Consider the following 23,430-nt stretch of genomic DNA (forward strand, 5'->3'; position numbering starts at 1 on the left):
TACCGCCCGCGGTCAGCTCGACGCGAGCTGCGCGGTCAGTCCCTCGGTCGAGCGCGCCGGCAGGGCACAGACGTGGTCATGGCAGACGTACGCCGCGGGGTCGAGCGCGTCGCGGCCGTCGAACAGGGAGAACCCGGCGTCCGACCAGGCCCGCGCCTGCTCCGGCGTGACGGACGCCACCACGGAACCAGGGCCGCGCGCGGTGGAGGCGAGCGCCCGGAAGCTCGCCAGCACCCGGGCGTCCGAAGCGACCACGACGATCTCCCGCGACGGCCGCTGCAGACTGAGCGCCACCCCGAGGGCGTCCGCGTGCCCCAGTGGTCGCGTCGTGCCGGTCCGTGCACGGTCGGCGACCAGACGAGCAGCAGCAGAGCGGTAGCGGTCGTCACCGGTGAGCGCACCGAGCAGCGCACTGGCGTTCGCGAGCGCGATGGTCCCCGACCGGAGAGCGGTCTGCGGCTGCTCCCCGGTCGCCGTGCCCGAGGCCGCGAGCACCGGGTCGACGTCGAGCGTGCCTGCGAGGCCGTCGTCCACCAGGGACCGTGCGGCCGTCGCGTGGCGGAGCTCGCCCGTCACGAGCGCGAGTTCGAGGAGGCCCTCTGCGAGCAGCCCGACGTCCTCGATCGTCGGCAGTGCGCTCGAGACACCCCGGGGCGTGCTCGACCGGACCACCACGTGGCCGTCCTGCACGTGGGCGGCGAGCACGGCGTCGGCAGCGGCGCGGGCGAGGCCGAGCATCTCGTCGTCCCCGTGCCGGGCGCCAGCGATCGCCAGGCCCCGGATCGCCAGGCCGTTCCACCCGGTCAGGACCTGGTCGTCGAGGGGCGGCGGGTCGAACCGCGCGCGCTCGCCGAGGGGCAGTCGGTACCACTCGCCCTCGACTCGGCGACCGTCGATGGTCGACTCGCTGTCCTGCGCCGCGACGAAGGCGCCGTCCCCGCGCCGGAGGGTGTCACGCAGGAAGTCCGCGATGCCCCGCGCCTGGTCTCGTGGGGCGATCGCGAGGAGCCCCGCGTTGTCGTAGAGCATCCGCTCGTAGTGCGGCACGCTCCAGTCGCGCTTGGTCGCGTACCGGAAGACGCCGCCGTCGGCATCGGTGAGCTCCGACCGTGCGATCACCAGGAGCGACCGCTCGAGCAGTCCCGCCGCGACCTCGTCGCCGTCCGCGGCGACGTCGGCCAGGAACTCGAGCAACGGCGCGGAGGGGAACTTCGGCGCGCCGCCGAACCCACCGTGGACCGGGTCCTCACCCTGGGCAAGAGCGTCCACCACGCCCCGGATCGCGTCGACGGACGGGAGGCTCGGCTCGTCTCCGCCCCGATCGTCACCAGCGTCGTCGGTCGCCTCCGACGTCCCCTGCCGGATCGCAGTGGCGATGGCCGCCGCGTTCGCGTGCACTTCGGTTCGACGATCCCGCCAGGCGTCGAGCACCGCACCGAGGACCTGGCGGAACGCAGGATGCGCGCCCACGGGGGTCGGCGGGTAGTAGGTCCCCGCGAAGAACACGTGTGCGTCGGGCGTCATGAACGCGGTCAGCGGCCACCCGAGCTGGTCGGTGAAGGCCGCCGCCGCCGCCATCGTGCTGGCGTCGACGTCGGGCCGTTCTTCACGGTCGACCTTGACCGCGACGAAGTCCTGCCGGAGCAGCTCGGCGATCTCGGGGTCGGCGAAGCTCTCCCGCGCCATCACGTGGCACCAGTGGCACGTCGCGTACCCGATGGACACCAGGACCGGTACGTCGCGGGCGCGTGCCTCGGCGAAGGCGTCAGGTCCCCATTCACGCCAGTCCACCGGGTTGTCGGCGTGCAGGCGGAGGTAGGGGCTGACGGCGGAGCCGAGCCGGTTGTCGTTCATGCACCCAGCGTGCCCGCTCCCCGCTGGACGGCTGGCCGAGGTGGCGATGTGGGGAGAGGACGTCGTCGTCCACAGGGCTCAGGCGGGGAGCCACCCCGTCAGGGACGCGAGCCGACGTGCGACGTCGGCGGGGGCCATGGAGTCCGTGTCGATCCGGGTGACGCGGTCCGGGGAAGCCGTGTCGAGCCTCCCGGCTGTCCTGGTGCTGTGCGCGAGCTGGTCCTCCGGGAGCCGACCGCCGGCCCGGTGCCGCAGGCGGGACGCCGTCGTGTCGTCACCGGCACGGAGGAGCACGGCGACCACGTGCGGGTCGTCGCCCATCGCGGCGGCGAGCCGGTCTGCCTCGAGCACCGACACGGTGTTCGTGTAGACGAGCCGGTGGTGCCCGAGCTCCCGGTAGTTCGCCCAGATCGCGGCGAGGTTCCGTTCGGCGAGCCGCGCCTCGGGGTGCTCGACGTGGGGAGCGGGGTGTGCCAGGTCGAGGACGTCGCCCTCGATGACCGCGTGCCGGACGTCCGCGGCGCGCAGGAGGTCGTGGAGCGCCTCGGCGGCGGTCGACTTGCCGACGCCGGAGCGTCCGCCGACGAACAGGACCTCGGTGCGTGGCACGCGGGTCAGTCCGTGCCCATCGAGAGCAGGACGAGGGCGGCGTCCTCGGGGCCGTAGTCGAACATCCGGTCCCAGAACGGGTCGGACGCCCATGGCACGTCACCGTCGACGGGGGTGCGGTGTGCGGTCTCGACGAGCCAGTCGAGCTCGGGTCCGACGGCCTGCTCGAACCGTGGGGGCTGCCAGCCGAGCGACCGGGCCGCCGACGTGTCGAGGACGAACGGTGACGACGACGACCACGGGGTGACACCGACGAAGGCCGGGGCGTCGGCGTCGAGCAGCACCTCGTCGAAGCGGTGGTCGAGGTGCGCGGCGACCGTCCGGACGATCTCCAGTGCGCTCGGAGCCGTCTCGTCCGCGACGTTGAGGATGCGTCGGTCCGGGGCGTCCGCGACCAGGCGCACGAGCGACGCGATGCCGCTCGCGGCCGTGGTGTGGTCGACGCCACGGCCGTGATCGGCGAGGAGGACGCGTTCGCGGCCGTCCAGCACCCGTCGGACGACGAACCACTCGCGCGGCCGGCCGATGCCGGGGCCGTACACCTTCGACGGGCGGAGCACGGTGACGGGGGAGCCGTGGTCGAGCAGCAGCTGTTCGGCGGCGACCTTCGAGGCGCCGTAGCCCTCACGGCTGGTGGGGTCGGCGTCCGCGGCGGCCACCGTCGGCTGGATCTCGGTCACGGCTCCACCGAACACCGGCCGCTCGGGCGAGTTCGCGTGGCGGCCCTGCTCGTCGACGTAGACGGCCTTCGACGACACGAACACCGTCGAGCCGACGTCGGGCAGGTAGGGGAGGAGCTGGGCGGCATCGTCACGGGTGAGCCCGACGGTGTCGACGAGCAGGTCGGCGCCGGGGCGGAGGAGCTCGCGCAGCACGGACGTGTCACGGCGGTCTCCGGGGACGAACGTGGCGCCCGTGGCCGTCAGTGCGTCGGCTGCCGGCCCGCCGTGGCGCGCGACGACGTCGACCTGCCAGTCGTCGCCGCCCCGGCCGGAGCTGGCACGGAGCTCACGGACGACGGCGGAGCCGATGCCGCCCGTGCCGCCGAGGACCACTGCGCGTCTGGTGCTCATGCCGCCCAACCTAGTGGCGCGTGGGGTCCTGGTCGTGCCCGGACGGGCAACGGGGTGTGCCCGTCAGGAGGCGATGGGCTCCGGCTCGCGCCGCCACCAGTCCGCCAGCGACCCGTCGTACACCTGCACGTGGTCGTGCCCGAGGACCGTCAGCGCCAGGGCGTCCACGCACGCGGCACTGCCGACGCCGCAGTAGGTGACGATCTCGTCGGCGGCGAGCACCGGAGCGAAGACGTCCGCGAGTGCCGCGCGGCGTCGGAGCGCGTTGGAGTCCTGGTCGATGACGTGCCGGAGCGTGATCGGGGTCGTCCCCGGGACCAGCGCCGGGTGGTCGGTCCCGAGGACGGTCTCGTCGGCCGCCAGCACCAGGGCTGCGGGCTGCGAGCCGTCCACCGCGCGCTCGACCCGGCTGCGGTCGGCCCAGAGCGGCCGTTCCTCTCCTGCGAAGAAGGCGTCGGCGGCGTCGACCGGGCGGTTCTTGAGGCTGCCGATCCGCACCGGGCGGCCTTCGTCCCGCCACTTCACGAAGCCGCCGTCGAGCACGGCGACGTCGTCGAAGCCGAACGACCGGAAGATCCACCAGAGCCGTGCCGACCACTCGCCCACGCTGTCGTCGTAGACCACGACCGTGGAGGTGTTCGTGATGCCGAGGGCCCGGGCCGCGCGTTCGAAGTGCTCCGCTGACGGCCGCGTGAAGGGCAGGTCGGCGTCGGGCGTGGAGAAGTCCGTGACGAGGTCGGCGTACCGGGCGCCGGGGACGTGCCCGTGCTGCTCGTAGGAGTCCTGCGCGGTGCTCCACGTCATGGTGTGCCCGACCCCCGCGGTGTGCACGGAGGCATCGAGCACGACGAGCTCGTCCGCCCCGAGGTGGTCGGCGAGCCACTGCGTCGACACGAGCGGGGAGGTCAGGACGGAGGGCATGGGTCCGACGATAATGCGGACCCCTGACGCGATCCCGTGGATCAGCAACAATGCGCAATGCACGGGCTGTGCGGCGCCTGTGGGGGAGTGAGCGCGGCGGGGTTCGCGCCACCGCTCCTGACTCGGAACGGCAAGGTCGACGTCGCACGACAGCGATGTTGTCGTTCCGAGTCGGCGACGGCTGACGGGGACGGGCGACGGGCGGTGGGCGGCGGCGGGCAGACGGCGGCCCCACAGACACGGACAGCCCGCCCGACCGGAGTCGAGCGGGCTGTTCGCCGTACGGGTGGTGCGACCGCTAGTGCGCCGCGACCGGGACGCTGCCCGTGGCGTTCGCGGCGAGGTGCGCGAGCTTCTCGAGGCGGACGCTCTGGCGGTTGATGAGCAGTCCGCTGGCGATCGCGACGAGCACGAGCACGCCGGCCGAGATGCCGAACGCCGCGTGGTAGCCGTCGAGCGTGGCCTGGGCCTGCTGCAGCTTGGTCGGAGCGGCGGACAGTCCGGACAGGCTGTCCTTCACGACGTCGGCGAAGATCGTCGACAGCAGCGCGGTGCCGATCGAGCCACCGATCTGCTGCATCGTGTTCACCGTCGCCGAGGCCACGCCGGCGTCGGCGCGGGCCACACCGGTGGTCGCGGTGTTCATCGCGGACGAGAAGATCGTGCCCATGCCGAGTCCGATGACGATCAGCGCCGGCAGGACGGTGCCCGCGTAGGAGCTGTCCAGGTCGGTGCGGAGCAGCAGCAGGAGCCCGGTCGCGGCGACGAGGCCACCGGCGAAGATCAGGACCTTCGGGCCGACGCGGGGCAGCAGGCGGCCGCCGATCTGCGTGGCGGAGATCATGATCGACAGGGGCATCGGCAGGAACGCCAGGCCGGTCTGCAGCGCCGAGAAGCCGAGGGTCTGCTCGAGGTAGTACGTCAGGAACAGGAAGATCCCGAACATGCCGATCGCCACCAGGCCGATGGCGACGAACGAGCCGCCGCGGTCACGGTCGAGCACGACGCGCAGGGGCAGCAGCGGGTGCGCGACACGGGTCTCGATGAAGACGAAGGCCGCGATCAGCACGACACCGACGGCGAGCATCGCGATCGTGACGGGGTCGTCCCAGCCGTTGGTCTCGGCGTTGGAGAAGCCGTAGACGACGCCGACCAGCCCGAGGGTGATCGTGACGACGCCGAGGACGTCGATGCGCGGACGGTCGGCCTTGGGGGGCTTCACCATGAAGACCAGCGCGCCGATGACACCGAGGACGGCGAAGACGACGTTGACGTAGAGGCACCAGCGCCACGAGGTGTACTCGGTCAGGACGCCGCCGAGCAGCAGGCCGATGGCCGCACCGGAGCCGGCGATCGAGCCGAAGATGCCGAACGCGCGACCGCGTTCCTTCGGGTCACGGAACGTCGTGGTCAGCATGCCGAGCGCGGACGGGGCCAGCAGCGCACCGAAGGCACCCTGCAGGGCGCGGGCGGCGACGAGCAGCCCGAACGAGTCGGCGAGTCCGCCGAGCACCGAGGCGACGGCGAAGCCGACGAGCCCGATGATGAAGGTGTTCTTGCGGCCGAAGAGGTCACCGAGGCGACCACCGAGCAGCAGCAGGGAGCCGAACGCCAGCGAGTACGCCGTGACGACCCACTGTCGCTGGTCCGTGCCGAAGCCGAGGTCCTGCTGTGCCGAGGGGAGCGCGATGTTCACGATGGTGGCGTCGAGCACGACCATGAGCTGCGCGAGGGCGATGACCGCCAGGGTGATCCAGCGGTGGTCCTTGCGGGGCGTGGTGGCCCCGGACGTCGTGGGCGCCGAACCGGTGGGTGCGGGCGCTGTCTGTTCTGCCGTCACGGCAGGCCTCCTTCGAGAAGGGGTGGAGGGTGTTCGCAGCGCGCGCCGTCGGGCGCTGTAGTGAGGTGGTGGAACCGGATGCCAGGCATCCGGTTCCGCCTACTGTAGACCAAAACGGACGGAGTGCATCCGCTTGTTCCCAGAGAGTTCAACTACGGTCGTCACCGTGAGCACCACCGATCAGCACGCCGACCTCGAGCGGCCCCTCCGAGCCGACGCGGCCCGCAACCGCGAGTTGATCCTGCAGACGGCGCGCAAGTGCTTCGCGGAGCGCGGGCTCTCGGTCACGCTGAACGACATCGCGCACGAAGCCGGCGTCGGCGTCGGCACGGTCTACCGCCGCTTCGCCGACAAGGACTCCCTGATCGAGGCCCTCCTCGCGACCAAGTTCGACGCGATGAACGCCGCCGCCGAACGCGCCGCCGAGGAGATCGACCCGCGTGAGTCGCTCCGGCTGTACCTGATGGGCGTTTTCGAGTTCCGCGCCAGGGACCGCGCCCTCGCCGACGCCATCATCCGCGCCGGCAAGGCGCGTCCGTCGATCGTGCAGGAACGCGACCGCCTGGAACGCCAGGTGAACGAGATCATCGGTCGTGCCCGGGACGCCGGCGTGGTCCAGGTCGGCTTCGACTACCGCGACCTGCCGATGCTCACCACCATGATCGGCGCCGTCGCCGACGCCACCCGTGCGCACGACCCGGACGCCTGGCGTCGCTACGCCAAGGTCGTCATCGACGGGGTGCTGCCCCCGGCGGACCCGGACGGCATGCTCGGCGACCCGCTCGACCGCACGACCATCGAGCGCGCGCTGCACGCCCAGTCCTGACCGCTCACCACACACCGGTCACGACACACCGCTCACGACACACCGGTCACGACACACCGCTCACGACACACCGCTCATGTCCGCCAGCGCCCGCCGCCACCGGGCTCCCGACTGGTCAGGACCCACCGTTCACGTCCGCCGACCGGTCGAGAACCGTCGCCTCAGGCGCGCCGAACCGACGGTTCGTGACCACTCGGAGATCGCGGGCGGGGTGTCCTGACCGCTCGCCACGCTGCGGACCGGGCGCACGCCGCCGGTTCCGGACCGATGTGCCAGCGGCGGGCCGTGTCGGACGGGAGGCCCGTGGCGGCCTGGCACCGAGCCTCCCGTCCGGTGGGTGGTCCGGACCAGACCGCCCACGCGACCAGCGCGTGCCCGCCTACAACCAGCTCGGCAGCCAGTAGTGGGACCGGACGAAGTCCCACGGGACCTGCAGCGCCGTCCACATCGGGTACCAGTACGCCGTGGCGAGCAGCACCACCCCGAGGTACACGCCGATCCACACGATCGCCCTGGTCTGACGGGGGCGGGGGTCCTCCCGGGACCCGAGCAGCACCCCGATCACCGCGGCGAGCGCCATGACCATGTAGGGCTCGAACGCGATCGTGTAGAACTGGAAGACCGTCCGGTCGACGTACAGCAACCACGGCAGGTACCCAGCGCCGACGCCCATCGCGACGAAGCCGTACTCCCACCGGCGCCGCAGGACGAACCACACCAGCAGCACGATGACGGCGGCCACCGCCGGGTACCAGATGAACGGGTCGGCGATGCCCGTGATCGCCGCTCCGCACCGGGTGGTCGCACAGCCGGACTCGCCGGCGTTCGTGCCGACGTAGTACATCGACGTCGGCCGCTGCATCAGCAGCCAGAGCAGCGGGTTCGCCTGGTACGAGTGCGGCGTGTGCAGGCCGATGTTGAAGCCGTAGATCTCCGACTGGTAGTGCCACCAGTTCTGCAGGCTGTCCGGCACCCACGACAGCACGCCCCGCCACCGCTGCCCACCGGACGCGATCCACTGGCGGTCCCAGCCGTCCTTCGACACGAACCAGCCGGTCCACGACACCACGTAGGTGACGGCGGCGATCGGCACGGTGAGCAGGAACGACACGGGGGCCTGTTGCAGGAACGCGCTCGAGGACCAGAACTCGATGCCGGCCCGCTTCCGCAGCATCATGTCGACGAGCACGGAGTACACCGCGAAGAACGCCAGGAAGTACATCCCCGTCCACTTGGTGCTCGTGGCGAGCCCGAGCGCCAGCCCCATCGCGAGCAACCACGGACGCCACCACAGCACCGGCCCCCACAGGGTGTCGCGGCCGGCGGCGACACGCTCCGCCACCCAGCGGTCCAGCCGGCGTTCCGTCCACCGCCGGTCGAGCAGCAGTGCCCCGAAGCCGAGCAGCACGAAGAACGTGACGATGCCGTCGAGCAGCGTCACGCGGGACATCACGATCGCCTGACCGTCGACCGCCATGAACCCGCCGGCGAGCGTGCCGACGAGCGTCGACCGGAACAGCGACCGGGCGATCACCGCGACCAGGAACACCGTGGCGATGCCGAGCACCGCGACGGCGAAGCGCCAGCCGAAGGCGTTGTCCGGGCCGAACAGCAGCATGCCGAGCCCGATGAGGTACTTGCCGAGCGGCGGGTGCGCGATGAACTCTGCGGCACTGGTGAAGATGTCGGTCTGCCCGTCGGTGAACCGCTGGTCGGTCGTCGGGCTCGTCTGGTCGGTCGGGTTCGCAGGCCAGGTTCCCTCGTAGCCCAGGTGGACGATGGACCAGCCGTCCTTGACGTAGTAGGTCTCGTCGAACACCAGCGCGTGCGGGCGCCCGAGGTCAATCAGGCGCAGCAGCGCGGCCAGCACGGTGACCGCGATCGGTCCGCCCCAGCGCCACGCGGCGAGCCGCCAGCCGACCGACAGCAGCCGGCCCCACCAGTCGTCGAGACGCGACCCGCGGGCGACGTCGGGCGCAGAGGAGGGTGCGTCGGCCAGGTCCGTGGTCACCCGCACGATCCTACGGATGCGGCGCACGGGCTCGCTGCGACGACAATGGGGCTGTGATCGTGCTCGCAGCAACTCCCATCGGCAACCTCGGCGACGCGTCGCGCCGACTCGTCGAGACCCTCTCGAACGCCACGATCGTGGCCGCGGAGGACACCCGCACCGCGATCCACCTGATGCGGGCACTCGGGATCGAGAACCGCCCGCGGCTCATCCCGCTGCACGAGCACAACGAACGGGCCCGCGCGGCCGAGGTCGTCGAGCTCGCCAGGGACGCCGACGTGGTCGTCCTGACCGACGCCGGCATGCCCGGCATCAGCGACCCGGGCTTCCCCCTGGTCGAGGCCGCGGCCGCCGCCGGCGTGACCGTGACCGCGCTCCCGGGACCGTCCGCCGTGCTCATGGCGCTCGCCGTCTCGGGCCTGCCGACCGACCGCTTCACCTTCGAGGGCTTCCCGACGCGCAAGCATGGGGAGCGCCGCCGGGTCTTCGAGGCCCTGGCGGGGGAGCAGCGGACGATGGTCTTCTTCGAGTCGCCGCACCGGCTCGCCGACACGCTGGTCGACATGGCCGCCGCGTTCGGCGACGACCGCCGCGGTGTCGTCTGCCGCGAGCTCACGAAGCTCTACGAAGAGGTCAAGCGGGACTCGCTCGCCGGGCTCGCCGCCTGGGCAGCGGACGGCGTCCGCGGGGAGATCTGCGTCGTCGTGGCCGGGGCGTCCGCCTCGGACGACGTCGTCTCGATCGAGGACGGCGTCCGCCTGGTCCTCGAACGCGTCGCCGCCGGCACCCGCATGAAGGAGGCCTCCGCAGCCGTCGCGGACGCGACCGGCCTCTCCAAGCGCGACCTGTACGAAGGCGCGCTCGCCGCGCGGTAGTCGCGAGCAGGACCGGACGGGAGGTTCGGTGCGGGCCCGCCACGAGCCTCTCCCCACCGACACGGCCGCCCCGCCGCTGGCGCGTCGGTGCGGAACCGGCGGTGTGGGCCCAGGCTGCGTTCTCCACAGGCCGGTGCCGGACGCGTCACGCGGGATGCCCGCGCCCGTAGGATGGTCCGCATGTCCGACGGGTCCTCGTTCAGCATCACCACGCCGATCTTCTACGTGAACGACGTGCCCCACATCGGGCACGCCTACACCGAGGTCGCCGCCGACGTCCTCGCGCGGTGGCACCGCCAGCGCGGCGACGACACCTGGCTGCTCACGGGCACCGACGAGCACGGGCAGAAGATCCTGCGCACCGCCTCGGCCAACGACGTCTCCCCGCAGGAGTGGGCCGACCGCCTGGTGACCGACGCCTGGAAGCCGCTGCTCGACACCGTCGACGTCGCCAACGACGACTTCATCCGCACCACCGACGCCCGCCACGAGCGCGGCGTGACCGCGTTCCTGCAGAAGCTCCACGACGACGGCTACATCTACGCCGGCGAGTTCGAGGGCTTCTACTGCGTGGGGTGCGAGGAGTACAAGCAGCCGAGCGACCTGGTGCCCGGCACCGGCGCGTACGAAGGCCAGCAGGTCTGCGCGATCCACTCCATCCCGGTCGAGGTCCTGGCCGAGCGCAACTACTTCTTCCGGATGTCCGACTTCGAGCAGCGGTTGCTCGACCTGTACGAGTCGAACCCCGAGTTCATCCAGCCCGAGAGCGTCCGCAACGAGATCGTCTCCTTCGTCAAGCAGGGGCTGCGCGACCTCTCCATCTCGCGGTCGAGCTTCGACTGGGGCATCAAGATCCCGTGGGACCACGACCACGTGCTCTACGTGTGGTTCGACGCCCTGCTCAACTACGTCACGGCGCTCGGGTACGGCAGCGACGACGACGAGGCCTTCCGTCGCCTGTGGCCGAGCGTGCACGTCGTCGGCAAGGACATCGCCCGGTTCCATGCGGTGATCTGGCCCGCGATGCTCATGGCAGCCGGACTCCCGGTGCCCAAGCGCGTGTTCGGCCACGGCTGGCTGCTCGTCGGCGGCGAGAAGATGTCGAAGTCGAAGCTCACCGGCATCGCGCCGTCGGAGATCACCGACACGTTCGGCTCCGACGCCTTCCGCTACTACTTCCTCCGCGCCATCACCTTCGGGCAGGACGGCAACTTCTCGTGGGAGGACATCTCCGCCCGCTACCAGGCCGAGCTCGCGAACGGCTTCGGCAACCTGGCGTCGCGGATCCTCGCGATGCTGCAGAAGTACTTCGACGGTGCCGTCCCGTCGCGGGGCGCACTCGCGCCGTCCGACGTCGCGATCGACGACCTCGCGCGGTCCGTCACCGAGCGCGCCGACGCGGCGATCGAGTCGTTCGCGCCGCACGACGCCATCGCGACCACGTGGGAGCTCGTCGACGCGCTGAACGGGTACATCACCGAGCAGCAGCCGTGGGCACTGGCGAAGGACGACGCCCAGCGGGAGCGCCTCGGTACCGTGCTGACGACCGCCCTGCGCGGGCTCGGCACGGTCGCCGTGCTGGTCTCCCCGGTGATGCCGAAGGCCACCGCGAAGCTCTGGGCCTCGATCGGTGCCGGCGGAACGATCGACGAGCAGCGGGTCGACCGCGCCTTCGACTGGCAGGGCGCGGACCAGGTGACGCCGCTGGAGTCCGGGCTCTTCCCGCGCATCGAGCAGGCGGAACAGGGCGCAGCGTGAGCGACGTGCACCTCCGCACGCGTGGCGACGCGGCGGACCCGAAGCGGGACCTGTCCTACCCGCCGCTGCCGCAGGCACTCGTCGTGCCGGTGTACGACAACCACACGCACATGGAGATCGCCGACGGCGGGGACAACGCCCTCGACTACCGGGAGCACCTCGACCGCGCGTCGAGCGTCGGCGTCCGCGGTGTCGTGCAGGTCGGCACCGACCTCGCGACCTCGCAGTGGTCCGCGTCGATCGCCGCCCGTGAGCCCCGCGTGCTCGCCGCGGTGGCGCTGCACCCGAACGAAGCACCCGCGCTCGATGCCCAGGGACTCCTCGACGAGCACCTGGCCGGGATCGCGGAACTCGCCGCGATGCCCCGGGTCCGGGCGATCGGCGAGACCGGCCTCGACTTCTTCCGCACCGGCGACGACGGCCGCGACGCCCAGGTCCGCTCGTTCGAGGAGCACATCCGGATCGCCAAGGAGCACGACCTCGCGCTGACGATCCACGACCGCGACGCCCACGACGCCGTGGTGGAGGTCCTCGACCGCGTCGGCGCCCCGGAGAAGACCGTCTTCCACTGCTTCTCCGGCGGCCCCGACCTGGCCCGGCTCTGCGCCGAGCGCGGCTGGTACATGTCCTTCGCGGGCACGGTCACGTTCAAGAACGCTCAACTGCTCCGCGACGCCCTGCACGTCGCCCCCCGGCACCTGGTCATGGTCGAGACCGACGCGCCCTACCTGACGCCCACGCCGTTCCGCGGCCGGCCGAACGCCCCCTACCTGATCCCGCTCACCCTCCGCTCGATGGCCGAGACCCTCGGCACCGACGCCTCGATGCTCGCGGCGCAGATCGCGTCGAACACCGAGCTCGTCTACGGCGCCTGGGATGCCGAGCCGGTGACGGTGGACGAATGAGCGCCCTGCTCGGTCCCGCCGAGATCCGCGACCTCGCCAGCCAGCTCGACGTCACCCCGACCAAGAAGCTCGGGCAGAACTTCGTGCACGACGCCAACACCGTCCGGCGCATCGTCGTCGCCGGCGGCGTGACGGCCACGTCGCAGGTGCTCGAGGTCGGGCCGGGCCTCGGATCGCTGACGCTCGGGCTGACCGAGACCGGCGCTCCCGTCACCGCGGTGGAGATCGACGGTCGGCTCGCAGCCCGACTGCCGGCGACCGTCGCCGCGATGCAGCCCGACGCCCGGCTGACGGTCGTGCACCAGGACGCCCTCCGGCTCGCCGCGGCCGACCTCGCCGTCGCCCCGACGCACCTGGTCGCGAACCTGCCGTACAACATCTCCGTGCCCGTGCTGCTGCACCTGCTCGCGACCTTCCCGTCGATCGAGCGCTCGCTCGTCATGGTGCAGGCCGAGGTCGGGTACCGCCTCGCCGCGGACCCGGGGAGCAAGGTCTACGGCTCGCCGAGCGTCAAGGCCGCCTGGTACGGCTCGTGGCGGATCGCCGGGCAGGTCAGCCGCCAGGTGTTCTGGCCGGTGCCGAACGTCGACAGTGTGCTCGTCGGGTTCGTGCGGCACGACCCGCCGGGTGACGAGGAGCTGCGCGCGCAGGTGTTCGCCCTGGTCGACGCCGCCTTCCAGCAGCGCCGCAAGATGCTCCGCCAAGCCCTCTCCGGGCTCTTCGGCAGCAGTGCCGGCGCCTCCGAGATGCTCGAGGCCGCCGGGATCGCGCCGACGGCTCGCGGCGAGGAGCTCGGCGTCGACGAGTTCGTGCGTCTCGGCCGGACGGTCCTCGCCGCGGCCTAGCGCCTCGCGTCGCCGCCGCTGGACTCGGCGCCGGCTCAGGCACCGGCACCGCCACCGGCACCGCCACCGGCACCGCCACCGGCACCAGCTCCGTTCGCCCGGAGTGCCGCGATGACCACTTCAGGGTCCTCGCACCGGAACGACAGGTCGCGCTTGCCCCGGATCCGGAGGCGGACTCCTGGGCCGTTGTCCATGAGGACACCGGTGCCGGTCCCCAGGCCGAACCGGATGCCCCAGCCGCCCCACTGTGACCCGCGCAGCTCGACGGGGACCGCTTCGGTGATGGTCGCGGGGTCGATGGTGCGGCGGTACCAGAACGGTGTCATCCGGATGACGAGGGCGTCGTCGACCACGACGGACATCCGGGCGACGGCCAACGCAGCACCGAGGACGGCGACGACGACGATCGTGGCGATGGTGATCACGAGGTCGACGGTCGTCGGCTCGGAACCCGGAGACGCCGGTACCGTCAGCAGCACCACCGTGACGGCGACGCTGCTCAGCACCATCCCGATGCCGAGCAGCCGGAAGAGCCTCGACGTCCCGGTGTGTTCCTCGTGGCGCGCGTTCCCCATGCACCCATCCTGCCGAGTACCGTCGCGCCTGTCGAGTCGTATGCCAGATGCGGTATCACGGGGGGTAGTGGTTGGACTCTCGGCCGCCACTAGGCTCTCGACGTGCACCGCCCGAACCGCCTGACCATCACCATCACGCTGCTGTTCGTGCTCGCCGGTCTGGTCGTCGGTGGGATCGCGGTGTCGCGGCTCCTGGTGGCACCGGGGAGTGACGTCGCCTGGGTGTCGGTGCTCCTCGCCGTCGGGATCGTCCTCTGGGGAGTGCACTTCGCCACGCTGGGGGCGCACGACGACCCCGAGGACGACGCTCCGGCCACCGTCTCGACGCGGACCGAGCTCCTGACCTCCGCCATCGTCGCGGCGCTCGGGTACGTCCTGCTCCGGACGAGTTCGGACGTCCCGCCACTGCTGTGCCTGCTGGCGGTCGTGGTCGTCGTGGGCCTCGGCATGACCGAGCGCATCCTCCGGCGCCGACGGGCACGACGGCGTCCGTCCGAGGGCTGACACACACGCCGCACGGTGCGCGGTTCCTCAGCCCGTGCGAGGGCGACCGCCCCGTGCGGGCCGACAACCGCGCACGGGGTGGTCAACCTCGCACCGAGCAGACGACCGGCACCGACCAGCCGACTCGCACCGAGCAGACGAGCCACCCGCCTCAGTGTGCGGCGAGCATCTCGATGAGCTGCTGCTGCGTCCCGTCGCGCTCGGCCCACCGGAGCGGCAGGACGTTCTGCACGAGGATCTCCGGCGACGCCCCGGCCGACAGCAGCGCGATGACCTCGTCCAGGTAGGCGGACAGCGGCATCCCGCCGAAGTCCACACCCTCGCCCTGCAGGTCGGTCGCGACCGCCGGCGGCACGAGTTCGAGCACGGACACCGGGGAGCCGACGAGCTGCTGCCGGAGCGACAGCGTGTACGAGTGCACGGCGGCCTTCATGGCGTTGTAGGTCGGAGTCGCGGTGAGTGGCGTGAAGGCCAGCCCGGACGAGACCGTCATGACGGTGGCGGTCGGCTGCGCGAGCAGGTGCGACAGGAAGGCGTCGACGAGCCGCACGGTGCCGAGGAAGTTCGTCGTGACGGTGGCCTCGGCGTCCGCGAGGTGCGCCGATGAGCGCAGGTCCTCCTGGCGCATGATCCCCGACATCGTGACGAGGGTGTCGAGCGCCGGGTAGGCCTCGGTGACGGAGGCGGCGGCGGCGGTGATCGAGGCCGCGTCGTCGACGTCGAGCTGCACGGTGCCGAACCCGTGCTCGGCGGCGAGGGAGTCGAGCAGCGACCGGCGGCGTCCACCGATGACGACGGTGCTGCCGGCCTGCTGCAGGCGGAGGGCGAGCCCGAGGCCGATGCCCGAGGTCGCGCCGGAGATGAAGACGGTGGAGTTCGTGATGTCCATGTCGACCACGATGCCCGGGCGTCGACGGGTCATCCAGAGCCCGGACATCGGGGGACCGCCGGTCCCTGGCTCCGACGGGCGCCGCGCAGCAGACTGATCCGCATGGACCGTCCCGAACTCGCCGACTTCCTCCGCCGTCGCCGGGAACTCCTGCGCCCGGAGGACGTCGGGCTGGGCGCAGGGGCCCGTCGGCGCACGCCCGGGCTCCGCCGGGAGGAAGTGGCCGCCCTCGCGGGGATGTCGGCCGACTACTACACGCGCCTCGAACAGCAGCGGGGTCCGCAGCCGTCCGAGCAGATGGTCGTCGCGATCGCCCGCGCGCTCCGGTGCAGCCTCGACGAGCGCGACCACCTCCTCCGGCTCGCGGGTCACAACGCCCCGGTCCGCGTCCGCCGGTCGGACCACGTCGACCCGGCCATCCTCCGCGTGCTCGACCGACTCGAGGACACCCCGGCCATCGTCGTCAGCGACCTCGGTGAGACCCTCGTGGAGAACCGGCTCGGTGCCGCGCTCCTCGGCAGCACCGTGGGCCTGACGGGCAACGAGCGCTACCAACCGTGGCGCTGGTTCATGACCGACACCGAACCCGCCCGGTACGTGCCGGAGCAGCACGAGCGGCTGGCCAGGGCCCAGGTCGCCGCGCTCCGTGCCGCCGTCGGAGCAGCAGGCCCCGGCGACCGTCGGGCAGCGGCGCTCGTCGCCGACCTCGACGCGCAGAGCGAGGCGTTCCGTGACCTCTGGGCCCTGCACGAGGTGGCCAGCCGGTGGGAGGACCACAAGACCTTCGTGCACCCGGAACTCGGGCGGATCACCGTGGACTGCCAGGTGCTGCACACGTCGAACCAGGCGCAGGCGCTCCTGCTCTTCACGGCACCCGCCGGCAGCGAGGACGCCCAGAAGCTCGAACTGCTGGGCGTCGTCGGCGAGCAGGTCTTCACCGAGTAGCACCGCGTCACACACCTGGCACCCGCCGACCGACCGTGCCTAGGGTGGACGCGTGAGCACTCCGCGCGTGTACGTCATCCACGAGAACCCCGAGTGGTTCCCGCCGCTCGCCGCCGCCTTCGAGGCCGAAGGCGTCCCGATCGAGGAGATCCTCCTGACCGAGGGGCAGATCGACCTCGGTGCTGAGCCCGAACCCGGCGTGTACTGGTCGAGGATGTCGGCGAGCTCGCACACCCGCGGGCACGAGCACAGCAAGGAGTACACCCGGGCGGTGCTCGGCTGGCTCGAACGTGCCGGCCGTCAGGTCGTCGGCGGCAGCCACGTGCTCGAACTCGAGGTCTCGAAGGTCGCCCAGCACGGGCTCCTGCAGCAGGCCGGCTTCGACGTCCCGCGCACCACCGCCGTGTTCGGCACGACGACCCTGAAGCAGGCGGCCCGGACCTTCACCGACGGCCAGGACGTCCCCTTCATCACGAAGCACAACCAGGGCGGCAAGGGCCTGGGTGTCCGTCGCTTCGACTCGCTCGCCGAGTTCGACGCGTACGTCGACAGCCCCGAGTTCGAGGCCCCCGTCGACGGCATCACCCTGCTGCAGGAGTTCCTGACGGCCCGCGAGCCCTTCATCACCCGCCTCGAGTTCGTCGGCGGCGAGTTCGTCTACGCCGTCCGCGTCGACACGAGCGCCGGCAGCTTCGAGCTCTGCCCAGCCGACGCCTGCGAGGTGCCACAGATCATCGCGGGAGCCGTCTGCGACGTCCCCGGCACCGAGACCGCGGGCGCCCCGCCGGCCTTCAGCGTCCGCACCGAGGTCACAGCCACGCACCCCCTGGTCCAGCAGCTCCGCACGTTCCTGGCCGACCAGCGCATCACGATCGCGGGCGTCGAGTTCATGGAGACGACCGACGGCCGCACGGTCGTCTACGACATCAACACGAACACGAACTACAACCCCGCCGTCGAGGAGTCGGCGCCGGCCTCCGGCCCGCGCTCCATCGCCCGGTACCTCGGCGGCCTGTTGGACGCCGCGCCCGGAACCGGCACAGCCGCGACCGCACCTGCGGGCGCACTGGCGCACGTCTGACCTGACCACCCACCGGACGGGAGGCCCGGCTCGCCACCGGCACCGAGCCTCCCGTCCGTCTCCGCTCACCACCTGAGGAACCCACCACCGTGCGATTCGGATACTGGACCCCGCTCTTCGGCGGCTGGCTGCGCAACGTCGACGACGAGCAGATGCCGGTCACCTTCGACTACGTCAAGCGCCTGGCGCAGCGCGCTGAGCGGATCGGCTTCGACCTGACGCTCGTGCCGGAGCTGAACCTCAACGACATCAAGGGCGTTGCGGCGCCGAGCCTGGAGGCCTGGGCGCTCGCGGCGGCGATCGCCGCGACCACCGACCGACTCGAGATCATGGCGGCGATGCGGCCCGGCTACCACCTGCCGGCCGTGACGGCGAAGCAGGCGGCGACGATCGACGACATCTCCGGCGGACGCTTCACCTTCAACGTGGTGAGCGCCTGGTGGGCCGAGGAAGCCCGGCAGTACGGCGGAATCTTCTCCGAGCACGACGACCGCTACAAGCGCACCGCCGAGTTCGTCGAGGTCATGAAGGGGATGTGGCGGGAGACGCCGTACTCGTTCCACGGCGAGTACTACGACGTCGAGAACGCCCACCTCGAGCCGAAGCCGCGCATCACCCCGCGCATCTACGCCGGCGGCGAGAGCGAGGCCGGCAAGGCGAGCATCACGCACTACGCGGACGCCTACGTCACCCACGGCGGCACGGTCGAGGAGCTCCGGACGAAGATCGCCGAGATGCGCCGTCGTCGTGAGGACGCCGGGCTGCCGCCGTTCGAGGCGTTCGGCATGGCCGCGTACGCGATCGTCCGCGAGACCGAGGACGAGGCCCAGGCCGAGCTGGCGCGGATCACCGACGTGCAGCACGGCAAGGCCTACGAGTCCTACCAGGACTTCATCTCGAAGTCGCAGCTCGAGCACGTGCCCTCGCTCGAGGACTACTCCGTGTCGAACCGGGGGCTGCGACCGCAGTTCGTCGGCACGCCGGAGCAGGTCGCCGCGCGGATCCGCGAGTACGAGGAGGCGGGCGTCGACACGCTGCTGCTGCAGTTCTCCCCGCAGCTCGAGGAGATGGAGCGGTTCGGCGAGCAGGTCATCCCGCTGGTGCGGGCGTCGGTGCCGGACGACGCCGTCTCGTCCGTCGGCGCCGGGCCGGTCGCCTGATGGCGGTCGAGGACGACTGGGCCTTCGAGACCCGGCAGATCCGGGCCGGGTTCAAGTCCGACCCGGGCTTCGGCGGGAACGTGCCGCCCATCGCGCAGACCGCGGCGTTCGTGTACCCGTCGGGTGAGGACGCCGCCGACCGGTTCCTGCTCAACGCGCCCGGGCACACGTACTCGCGGGTGAACAACCCGTCGGCAGCCGCACTGGAACGACGGATCGCCGACCTGGAGGGCGGGGTCGCAGCGCTGGCGCTCGCGTCCGGTCAGGCAGCGACGTCGCTCGCGGTGCTCGGGCTCGCCCGCGCCGGGGACCACATCGTGTCGAGTGCGTCGCTGTACGGGGCGACCTACACGCTGTTCGCGTCGACGTTGAAGGACCTCGGCATCGCGTTCACCTTCGTGCAGGACCCCACCGACCTGTCCGAGTGGGCGGCTGCGGTGCGTCCGGAGACCCGTGCGTTCTTCGGGGAGTCGATCCCGAACCCGCGCGGCGACGTCCTCGACTTCGCCGGGGTGGCGGGCGTGGCGCACGACGCCGGGGTCCCGCTCATCGTCGACAACACCATCGCGACGCCGTACCTGGTCCGGCCGATCGAGCACGGCGCGGACATCGTCGTGCACTCGGCGACGAAGTACCTCGCCGGCCACGGCAGCGCGATCGCGGGGCTCATCGTCGACGGCGGCACGTTCGACTGGGCGGCGTACCCGGCGAAGTACCCGCAGCTCGCGACGACCGAGCACTCGGGGTTCTCGGGCACGAACTTCGCCGAGAAGTTCGGACGGCGCGCGTTCATCCAGCGCACCCGGTCGAAGCTGTCGGCGGACCTCGGCCCCGCGATCGCCCCGTTCAACGCCTTCCTGGTGCTGCAGGGCATCCAGACCCTGTCGCTCCGCATGGACCGGCACGTGCAGAACGCCGCCACGGTGGCCGCGTGGCTCGACGCCCACGCGCAGGTCGAGCACGTGCACTACGCCGGGCTGCCGAGCTCCCCGTGGCACCACCTGCAGCAGCGGTACGTCCCGAAGGGCCCCTCCGCGGTGCTCGCGTTCGACCTGGCCGGTGGTGTCGAGGCCGGGCGTCGGTTCGTCGCGGCCCTGCAGCTGTTCGACCACGTGTCGAACATCGGTGACGTCCGGTCGCTCGTCGTGCACCCGGCGTCGACCACCCACGTGCAGATGACGCCGTCGGAACGGGCCTCCGCTGGTGTCGGCGAGGGCCTCATCCGGCTGTCGATCGGCCTGGAGCACCCCGACGACATCCTGGCGGACCTGGTGCGGGGCTTCGCGGCCGCGGAGAGCAGCGGGAGCCGGGCGGGATAGGTTGGTCGCATGACCTCGCTGGCAGCACCCACGCGCGTTCGGACGCGCGCTCCCGGCAAGATCAACGTGTTCCTCTCCGTCGGCGCCCTGCAGGACGACGGCTACCACGACGTCGCGACCGCGTACCAGGCGGTGTCCCTGTTCGAGGACGTCGTCGCGGAACCGGCCGACGACTTCACCGTGACCTTCACCGGCTCCGTGGACACCTCGGGCGTCCCGGTCGACGACACGAACCTGGCGATCCGGGCCGCACGGCTCGTCGCGGAGACCGCGGGCTACGCGGGCGGCGTGCGGCTGACGATCGACAAGCGGGTGCCCGTCGCCGGCGGCATGGGTGGCGGCTCGGCGGACGCAGCGGCGACGCTCCTGGCGGTCGACACGCTGTGGGGCACCGCCCTGGGTCGCGACGAACTCCTGCGGCTGGCGGCCGAGCTGGGCGCGGACGTGCCGTTCGCCTTCGCCGGCGGGACCGCGGTGGGCACCGGGCGCGGCGACGAGCTGAGCCCCGCGCTGGCCAAGGGCGAGTTCCAGTGGGTGCTCGCGCTCAGCGACGACGGCCTGTCGACCCCCTCCGTGTACCACGCGCTCGACGAACACCGCGAGCGCTACCGTGCCGACATCGCACCGGCGCCCTCCACGCCAGTCGTGGAGTCGAACGTGCTGCAGGCCCTCCGCGCGGGCGACCCGGACCTGCTCGCCGACTGCCTGCACAACGACCTGCAGGCCCCGGCGATGCACCTGCAGCCCGGGCTCGCCGCCACGCTCGAGGTCGGGGAGCGCTCGGGTGCCCTCGCCGGGCTGGTGTCCGGCAGCGGGCCGACGGTCGCGTTCCTGGTCGCCGACATCGACGCCGCGCTCGAGGTCCAGGTCGCGCTGAGCGCCGCCGGGCTCGTCGCGGTCCGTGCGTCCGGTCCGGTGCACGGCGCGCGCGTCGTCCACTGACGCATCCGTTGCCCTGTCGGGTCTGGCTGTGGCTGTGGCTGTGGCTGCGGCTGCGATCGGGGGTCCTCGCGGCGCGCGAGTCTCGGCCCCGCGGACGTCCTGTGCGGTCCAGCAGGCGCAGGGTGTCCGCAGGGGCGAGACTCGGGCTGGCCCGCCCGCCCGCCCGCCCGCGCTCAGTCGGCCAGGCGCTGGAACAGGACGTGGTCCTGCCACTCGCCGGCGATCCGCAGGTACCGGGGTGCGTAGCCGTAGCGCTCGAAGCCGTTCTTCGCAAGGACGCGCTGCGACCGCTCGTTGTGGGGGAGTGTGCCCGCCTCGACGCGGTGCAGCCCGAGCCGGTCGAAGGCCATCCGGGTGGCGAGTCCGACGGCCGCCGTCGCGGCACCGTAGCCCGCCGCGTCCTCGGACACCCAGTAGCCGAGGGTCGCGGAGCAGAACGCCCCCATCACGATCGAGTTGAGGTTGATCCGCCCGACGACCACACCGTCGGTGGTGATCACGAGCGGCATCATCACGCCCTGCTGTCGCCGCCGGATCGCGGACTGGATCTCGGCGCGCTGGCCGTCCACCGTGAAGAAGGTCTCCGGGCGGACCGGGTCCCACGGGGCGAGCCAGGCGCGGTTCCGAGCGAGGAGGTCACCGAGCCGTTCGGCGTCGGCGGGCTCGATCGGGCGGACGTCGTGCTGCATGACGGCAGCATGGCACACGGCCCGTCCACGACCTCGGAGGTCAGCGGACGCGCACGTACTCCGTCATGATGACCGTCCCGGTCTTCCAGCGCTGCTCGGCCACGAAGCCGTGCTGCTCGAGCACCTCGGTCGTCTTCGGTTCCTTGTTGCGCGAGGTCCCACCGACGAACCAGACGGTGTCGATGTCGCCGAGGCGTGCCGGCACCGTGGTCGCGACGTCGCCGGTCTGGTTCCACAGGACGCCCGACTCGGCGCCGTTCTTCCGGACGCCGAGGTCCGTCATGCCGGTGAACGCCCACGGGTAGGAGATCCGGATGATGTCGGCCGTGGTGCCCGGGTGGCCGTAGACACTGCCGAACACGACGCCCTCGTCGGCGTCGGGGTGGGCGTCCCGCGCGGCGGCGACGATCGACGCGGCCTTGGCCCAGGTCGAGTCCTGCTTCGCCATCGGCTGCTTGACCGCCATGGCGGCGGGGATCGAGAGCACGAGGAGGAACGCCACGGCGCCCGCGAGCCAGGCCTTCGGGCGCAGGAGCGTGACGGCGAGGGCGATGAGGATCGCGACGAACGGCAGGCTCAGGCTGGCGTACTTCGGGGAGTACAGGTGTTCCCCGAGCGCCGTCGCCCCGACGAGGACGGCGGTGGGGACGACCATGAGCGGGAGTGCGACCCGGACGGCCTGCATCCGGAAGAGCGCCCGGACGGTCGGGGACGGGCGACGGACCTGCACCACCGCAGCCACGATGCCGACCACCATTAGCGTCCAGGCGACGGCCGCCGTGACGCCGTCGGCACCGAACCACGCCGTGGCGAAGACCTGCGCGATGGTGCGGTCGCCGACGGGCGCGATCCACCCGACCTGCTTGGACTGCGACACGACCTCGAGCACGAAGGGGGAGACGACGAACGCGGCGGCACCGGACGCGATCGCCCACCGCACGAGCGCACGGCCGGGGACGAGCGGCGGCGCCAGCTGGGCGCGGACGGTCATCGAGGCCCGGCGCAGCTCTGACCGGCGGGCGAGCAGCGTCCAGAGCAGGACGACCACGTGCGCGACCACGGCGAGCGACAGGTAGACGTTGAAGGTGACCGCGACGAGGGCGAGTGCCCCGTAGGCGATCCACCAGCGCGTGGCGTGGTGCCGCGAGCGCGTGCGGCGCATGGCGGTGAGTCCGACCAGGGTCAGGCAGACCGACAGCGTGGTGATCGTGGCGTACGGACGGCCCTCCGACCCGGCCCACTGCACACGGGGCAGCGCGAGGAACACGAGGCCGGCGACGATGCCGAGCCGCCGACCGCCGAGTCGACGCCCCAGGGCGACGACGAGGGCGGCGGCGACGCCGATGGCGAGGGCACTCGGGAAGCGGAGGGTGAACGGCGTGTACCCGACGAGCCAGAACCAGGCGTGCATGAGGGCGTAGTACAGGCCGTGGACGGCGTCGACGGAGTGCAGCTCCGCCCAGAGCTGGGCCCAGGACCGCTGGGCGCTCGTGACCGTGGCGGCCTCGTCGTACCAGAGCGACGGCACCCACGAGAAGGCGGCGGTGACCAGGACGGCCAGTGCCCCGATGGTGAGTTCCGGGGTCCGCACGACGGCGAGGCCGATCGCGCCGGACACACCGCGCAGCCGGGTCCGCACCTCGGGGGCGGACACCTGACGGGGCACGCCGATGGTGCCGGTACGGGGGGAACTCACGGGGCCGACGGTATCGACGGCCCCTGGGCGGCGACCCGGCGATCTGCCCCGTGCTCCTGAGAATGTCACATTGTGGTTCGGAGCCCTCACAGCATCCGACGGGTCGGGTCCGA

Annotated in this window: 21 protein-coding genes; 11 read left to right on the top strand and 10 right to left on the bottom strand. The window is 71.9% G+C overall.

Annotated features, from left to right (window positions below):
* Positions 1-12: 12 nt before the first annotated feature.
* From ITJ68_RS12725 to ITJ68_RS12745, 5 genes are all read right to left on the bottom strand, one after another.
* Positions 13-1,854 carry a thioredoxin domain-containing protein gene (locus ITJ68_RS12725; RefSeq protein ID WP_194661626.1) on the bottom strand — a complete coding sequence of 614 codons (1,842 nt, stop codon included), beginning with the start codon at positions 1,852-1,854 and terminating at the stop codon, positions 13-15.
* Between the two features lie 78 nt (positions 1,855-1,932).
* A complete protein-coding gene (locus ITJ68_RS12730) occupies positions 1,933-2,463 on the bottom strand; it encodes an ATPase (RefSeq protein WP_194661627.1) in 531 nt (176 codons plus the stop codon).
* A 5-nt stretch (positions 2,464-2,468) separates the two neighbouring features.
* Positions 2,469-3,536, bottom strand: coding sequence for an NAD-dependent epimerase/dehydratase family protein (locus ITJ68_RS12735; RefSeq protein ID WP_194661628.1), 1,068 nt, complete (start codon positions 3,534-3,536; stop codon positions 2,469-2,471).
* Positions 3,537-3,599: 63 nt separating this feature from the next.
* Positions 3,600-4,457 (bottom strand): sulfurtransferase, encoded by an 858-nt coding sequence (locus tag ITJ68_RS12740; RefSeq protein WP_194661629.1) that lies wholly within the window; start codon positions 4,455-4,457, stop codon positions 3,600-3,602.
* Between the two features lie 298 nt (positions 4,458-4,755).
* Positions 4,756-6,297, bottom strand: a complete 1,542-nt coding sequence (locus ITJ68_RS12745) for an MFS transporter (RefSeq protein ID WP_194661630.1) — start codon at positions 6,295-6,297, stop codon at positions 4,756-4,758.
* Positions 6,298-6,463: 166 nt separating this feature from the next.
* On the opposite strand from ITJ68_RS12745, the gene ITJ68_RS12750 reads away from it, so the two are divergent.
* Positions 6,464-7,123 carry a TetR/AcrR family transcriptional regulator gene (locus ITJ68_RS12750; protein ID WP_194661631.1) on the top strand — a complete coding sequence of 220 codons (660 nt, stop codon included), beginning with the start codon at positions 6,464-6,466 and terminating at the stop codon, positions 7,121-7,123.
* Between the two features lie 379 nt (positions 7,124-7,502).
* Here the strand turns inward: ITJ68_RS12750 and ITJ68_RS12755 are convergent, their stop codons facing one another.
* A complete protein-coding gene (locus ITJ68_RS12755; protein ID WP_194661632.1) occupies positions 7,503-9,134 on the bottom strand; it encodes a dolichyl-phosphate-mannose--protein mannosyltransferase in 1,632 nt (543 codons plus the stop codon).
* 53 nt (positions 9,135-9,187) lie between these two features.
* Between ITJ68_RS12755 and rsmI the strand changes: the two genes are divergently transcribed.
* The 4 genes from rsmI (at position 9,188) to rsmA (ending at position 13,517) form a co-directional block, all read left to right on the top strand.
* On the top strand, positions 9,188-10,009 hold the full coding sequence (gene rsmI / locus ITJ68_RS12760; protein WP_194661633.1) for a 16S rRNA (cytidine(1402)-2'-O)-methyltransferase: 822 nt from the start codon (positions 9,188-9,190) through the stop codon (positions 10,007-10,009).
* Positions 10,010-10,189: 180 nt separating this feature from the next.
* Positions 10,190-11,767 carry a methionine--tRNA ligase gene (gene metG / locus ITJ68_RS12765; RefSeq protein WP_194661634.1) on the top strand — a complete coding sequence of 526 codons (1,578 nt, stop codon included), beginning with the start codon at positions 10,190-10,192 and terminating at the stop codon, positions 11,765-11,767.
* Positions 11,764-12,672: a TatD family hydrolase gene (locus ITJ68_RS12770; protein WP_194661635.1), complete on the top strand. Its 909-nt coding sequence runs from the start codon at positions 11,764-11,766 to the stop codon at positions 12,670-12,672. Before metG ends, ITJ68_RS12770 begins: the two co-directional genes overlap by 4 nt.
* On the top strand, positions 12,669-13,517 hold the full coding sequence (rsmA, locus tag ITJ68_RS12775) for a 16S rRNA (adenine(1518)-N(6)/adenine(1519)-N(6))-dimethyltransferase RsmA (protein ID WP_194661636.1): 849 nt from the start codon (positions 12,669-12,671) through the stop codon (positions 13,515-13,517). Before ITJ68_RS12770 ends, rsmA begins: the two co-directional genes overlap by 4 nt.
* 35 nt (positions 13,518-13,552) lie before the next feature.
* Here rsmA and ITJ68_RS12780 read toward each other — a convergent pair whose 3' ends face one another.
* Positions 13,553-14,092, bottom strand: coding sequence for a hypothetical protein (locus ITJ68_RS12780; RefSeq protein WP_194661637.1), 540 nt, complete (start codon positions 14,090-14,092; stop codon positions 13,553-13,555).
* 102 nt (positions 14,093-14,194) lie between these two features.
* Here ITJ68_RS12780 and ITJ68_RS12785 point away from each other — a divergent pair, with 102 nt between their 5' ends.
* Positions 14,195-14,596, top strand: coding sequence for a hypothetical protein (locus tag ITJ68_RS12785; RefSeq protein ID WP_194661638.1), 402 nt, complete (start codon positions 14,195-14,197; stop codon positions 14,594-14,596).
* Positions 14,597-14,747: 151 nt separating this feature from the next.
* Here the strand turns inward: ITJ68_RS12785 and ITJ68_RS12790 are convergent, their stop codons facing one another.
* Positions 14,748-15,518: an SDR family oxidoreductase gene (locus ITJ68_RS12790; protein ID WP_228505473.1), complete on the bottom strand. Its 771-nt coding sequence runs from the start codon at positions 15,516-15,518 to the stop codon at positions 14,748-14,750.
* 69 nt (positions 15,519-15,587) lie between these two features.
* On the opposite strand from ITJ68_RS12790, the gene ITJ68_RS12795 reads away from it, so the two are divergent.
* The 5 genes from ITJ68_RS12795 (at position 15,588) to ITJ68_RS12815 (ending at position 20,932) form a co-directional block, all read left to right on the top strand.
* Entirely contained in the window at positions 15,588-16,430 is an 843-nt protein-coding gene (locus ITJ68_RS12795; RefSeq protein WP_194661639.1) for a helix-turn-helix transcriptional regulator, read from the top strand.
* Positions 16,431-16,482: 52 nt separating this feature from the next.
* Entirely contained in the window at positions 16,483-17,511 is a 1,029-nt protein-coding gene (locus ITJ68_RS12800) for an ATP-grasp domain-containing protein (RefSeq protein ID WP_194661640.1), read from the top strand.
* A gap of 89 nt (positions 17,512-17,600) precedes the next feature.
* Positions 17,601-18,671, top strand: a complete 1,071-nt coding sequence (locus ITJ68_RS12805; RefSeq protein ID WP_194661641.1) for an LLM class flavin-dependent oxidoreductase — start codon at positions 17,601-17,603, stop codon at positions 18,669-18,671.
* Positions 18,671-19,990 carry an O-acetylhomoserine aminocarboxypropyltransferase/cysteine synthase family protein gene (locus ITJ68_RS12810; RefSeq protein ID WP_194661642.1) on the top strand — a complete coding sequence of 440 codons (1,320 nt, stop codon included), beginning with the start codon at positions 18,671-18,673 and terminating at the stop codon, positions 19,988-19,990. The genes ITJ68_RS12805 and ITJ68_RS12810 overlap by 1 nt, the downstream gene beginning before the upstream one ends.
* Positions 19,991-19,999: 9 nt before the next feature.
* Positions 20,000-20,932: a 4-(cytidine 5'-diphospho)-2-C-methyl-D-erythritol kinase gene (locus ITJ68_RS12815; RefSeq protein WP_194661643.1), complete on the top strand. Its 933-nt coding sequence runs from the start codon at positions 20,000-20,002 to the stop codon at positions 20,930-20,932.
* A gap of 173 nt (positions 20,933-21,105) precedes the next feature.
* On the opposite strand, the gene ITJ68_RS12820 is transcribed toward ITJ68_RS12815, so the two are convergent.
* Both ITJ68_RS12820 and ITJ68_RS12825 read right to left on the bottom strand, forming a co-directional pair.
* Positions 21,106-21,621 (bottom strand): GNAT family N-acetyltransferase, encoded by a 516-nt coding sequence (locus tag ITJ68_RS12820; protein ID WP_194661644.1) that lies wholly within the window; start codon positions 21,619-21,621, stop codon positions 21,106-21,108.
* Between the two features lie 40 nt (positions 21,622-21,661).
* Positions 21,662-23,317, bottom strand: a complete 1,656-nt coding sequence (locus ITJ68_RS12825; RefSeq protein ID WP_194661645.1) for a glycosyltransferase family 39 protein — start codon at positions 23,315-23,317, stop codon at positions 21,662-21,664.
* Positions 23,318-23,430 lie beyond the last annotated feature (113 nt).

Origin of the sequence: Curtobacterium sp. VKM Ac-1395 (genome assembly GCF_015350975.1) — a bacterium.
In the GTDB taxonomy this organism is placed as follows: domain Bacteria; phylum Actinomycetota; class Actinomycetes; order Actinomycetales; family Microbacteriaceae; genus Curtobacterium.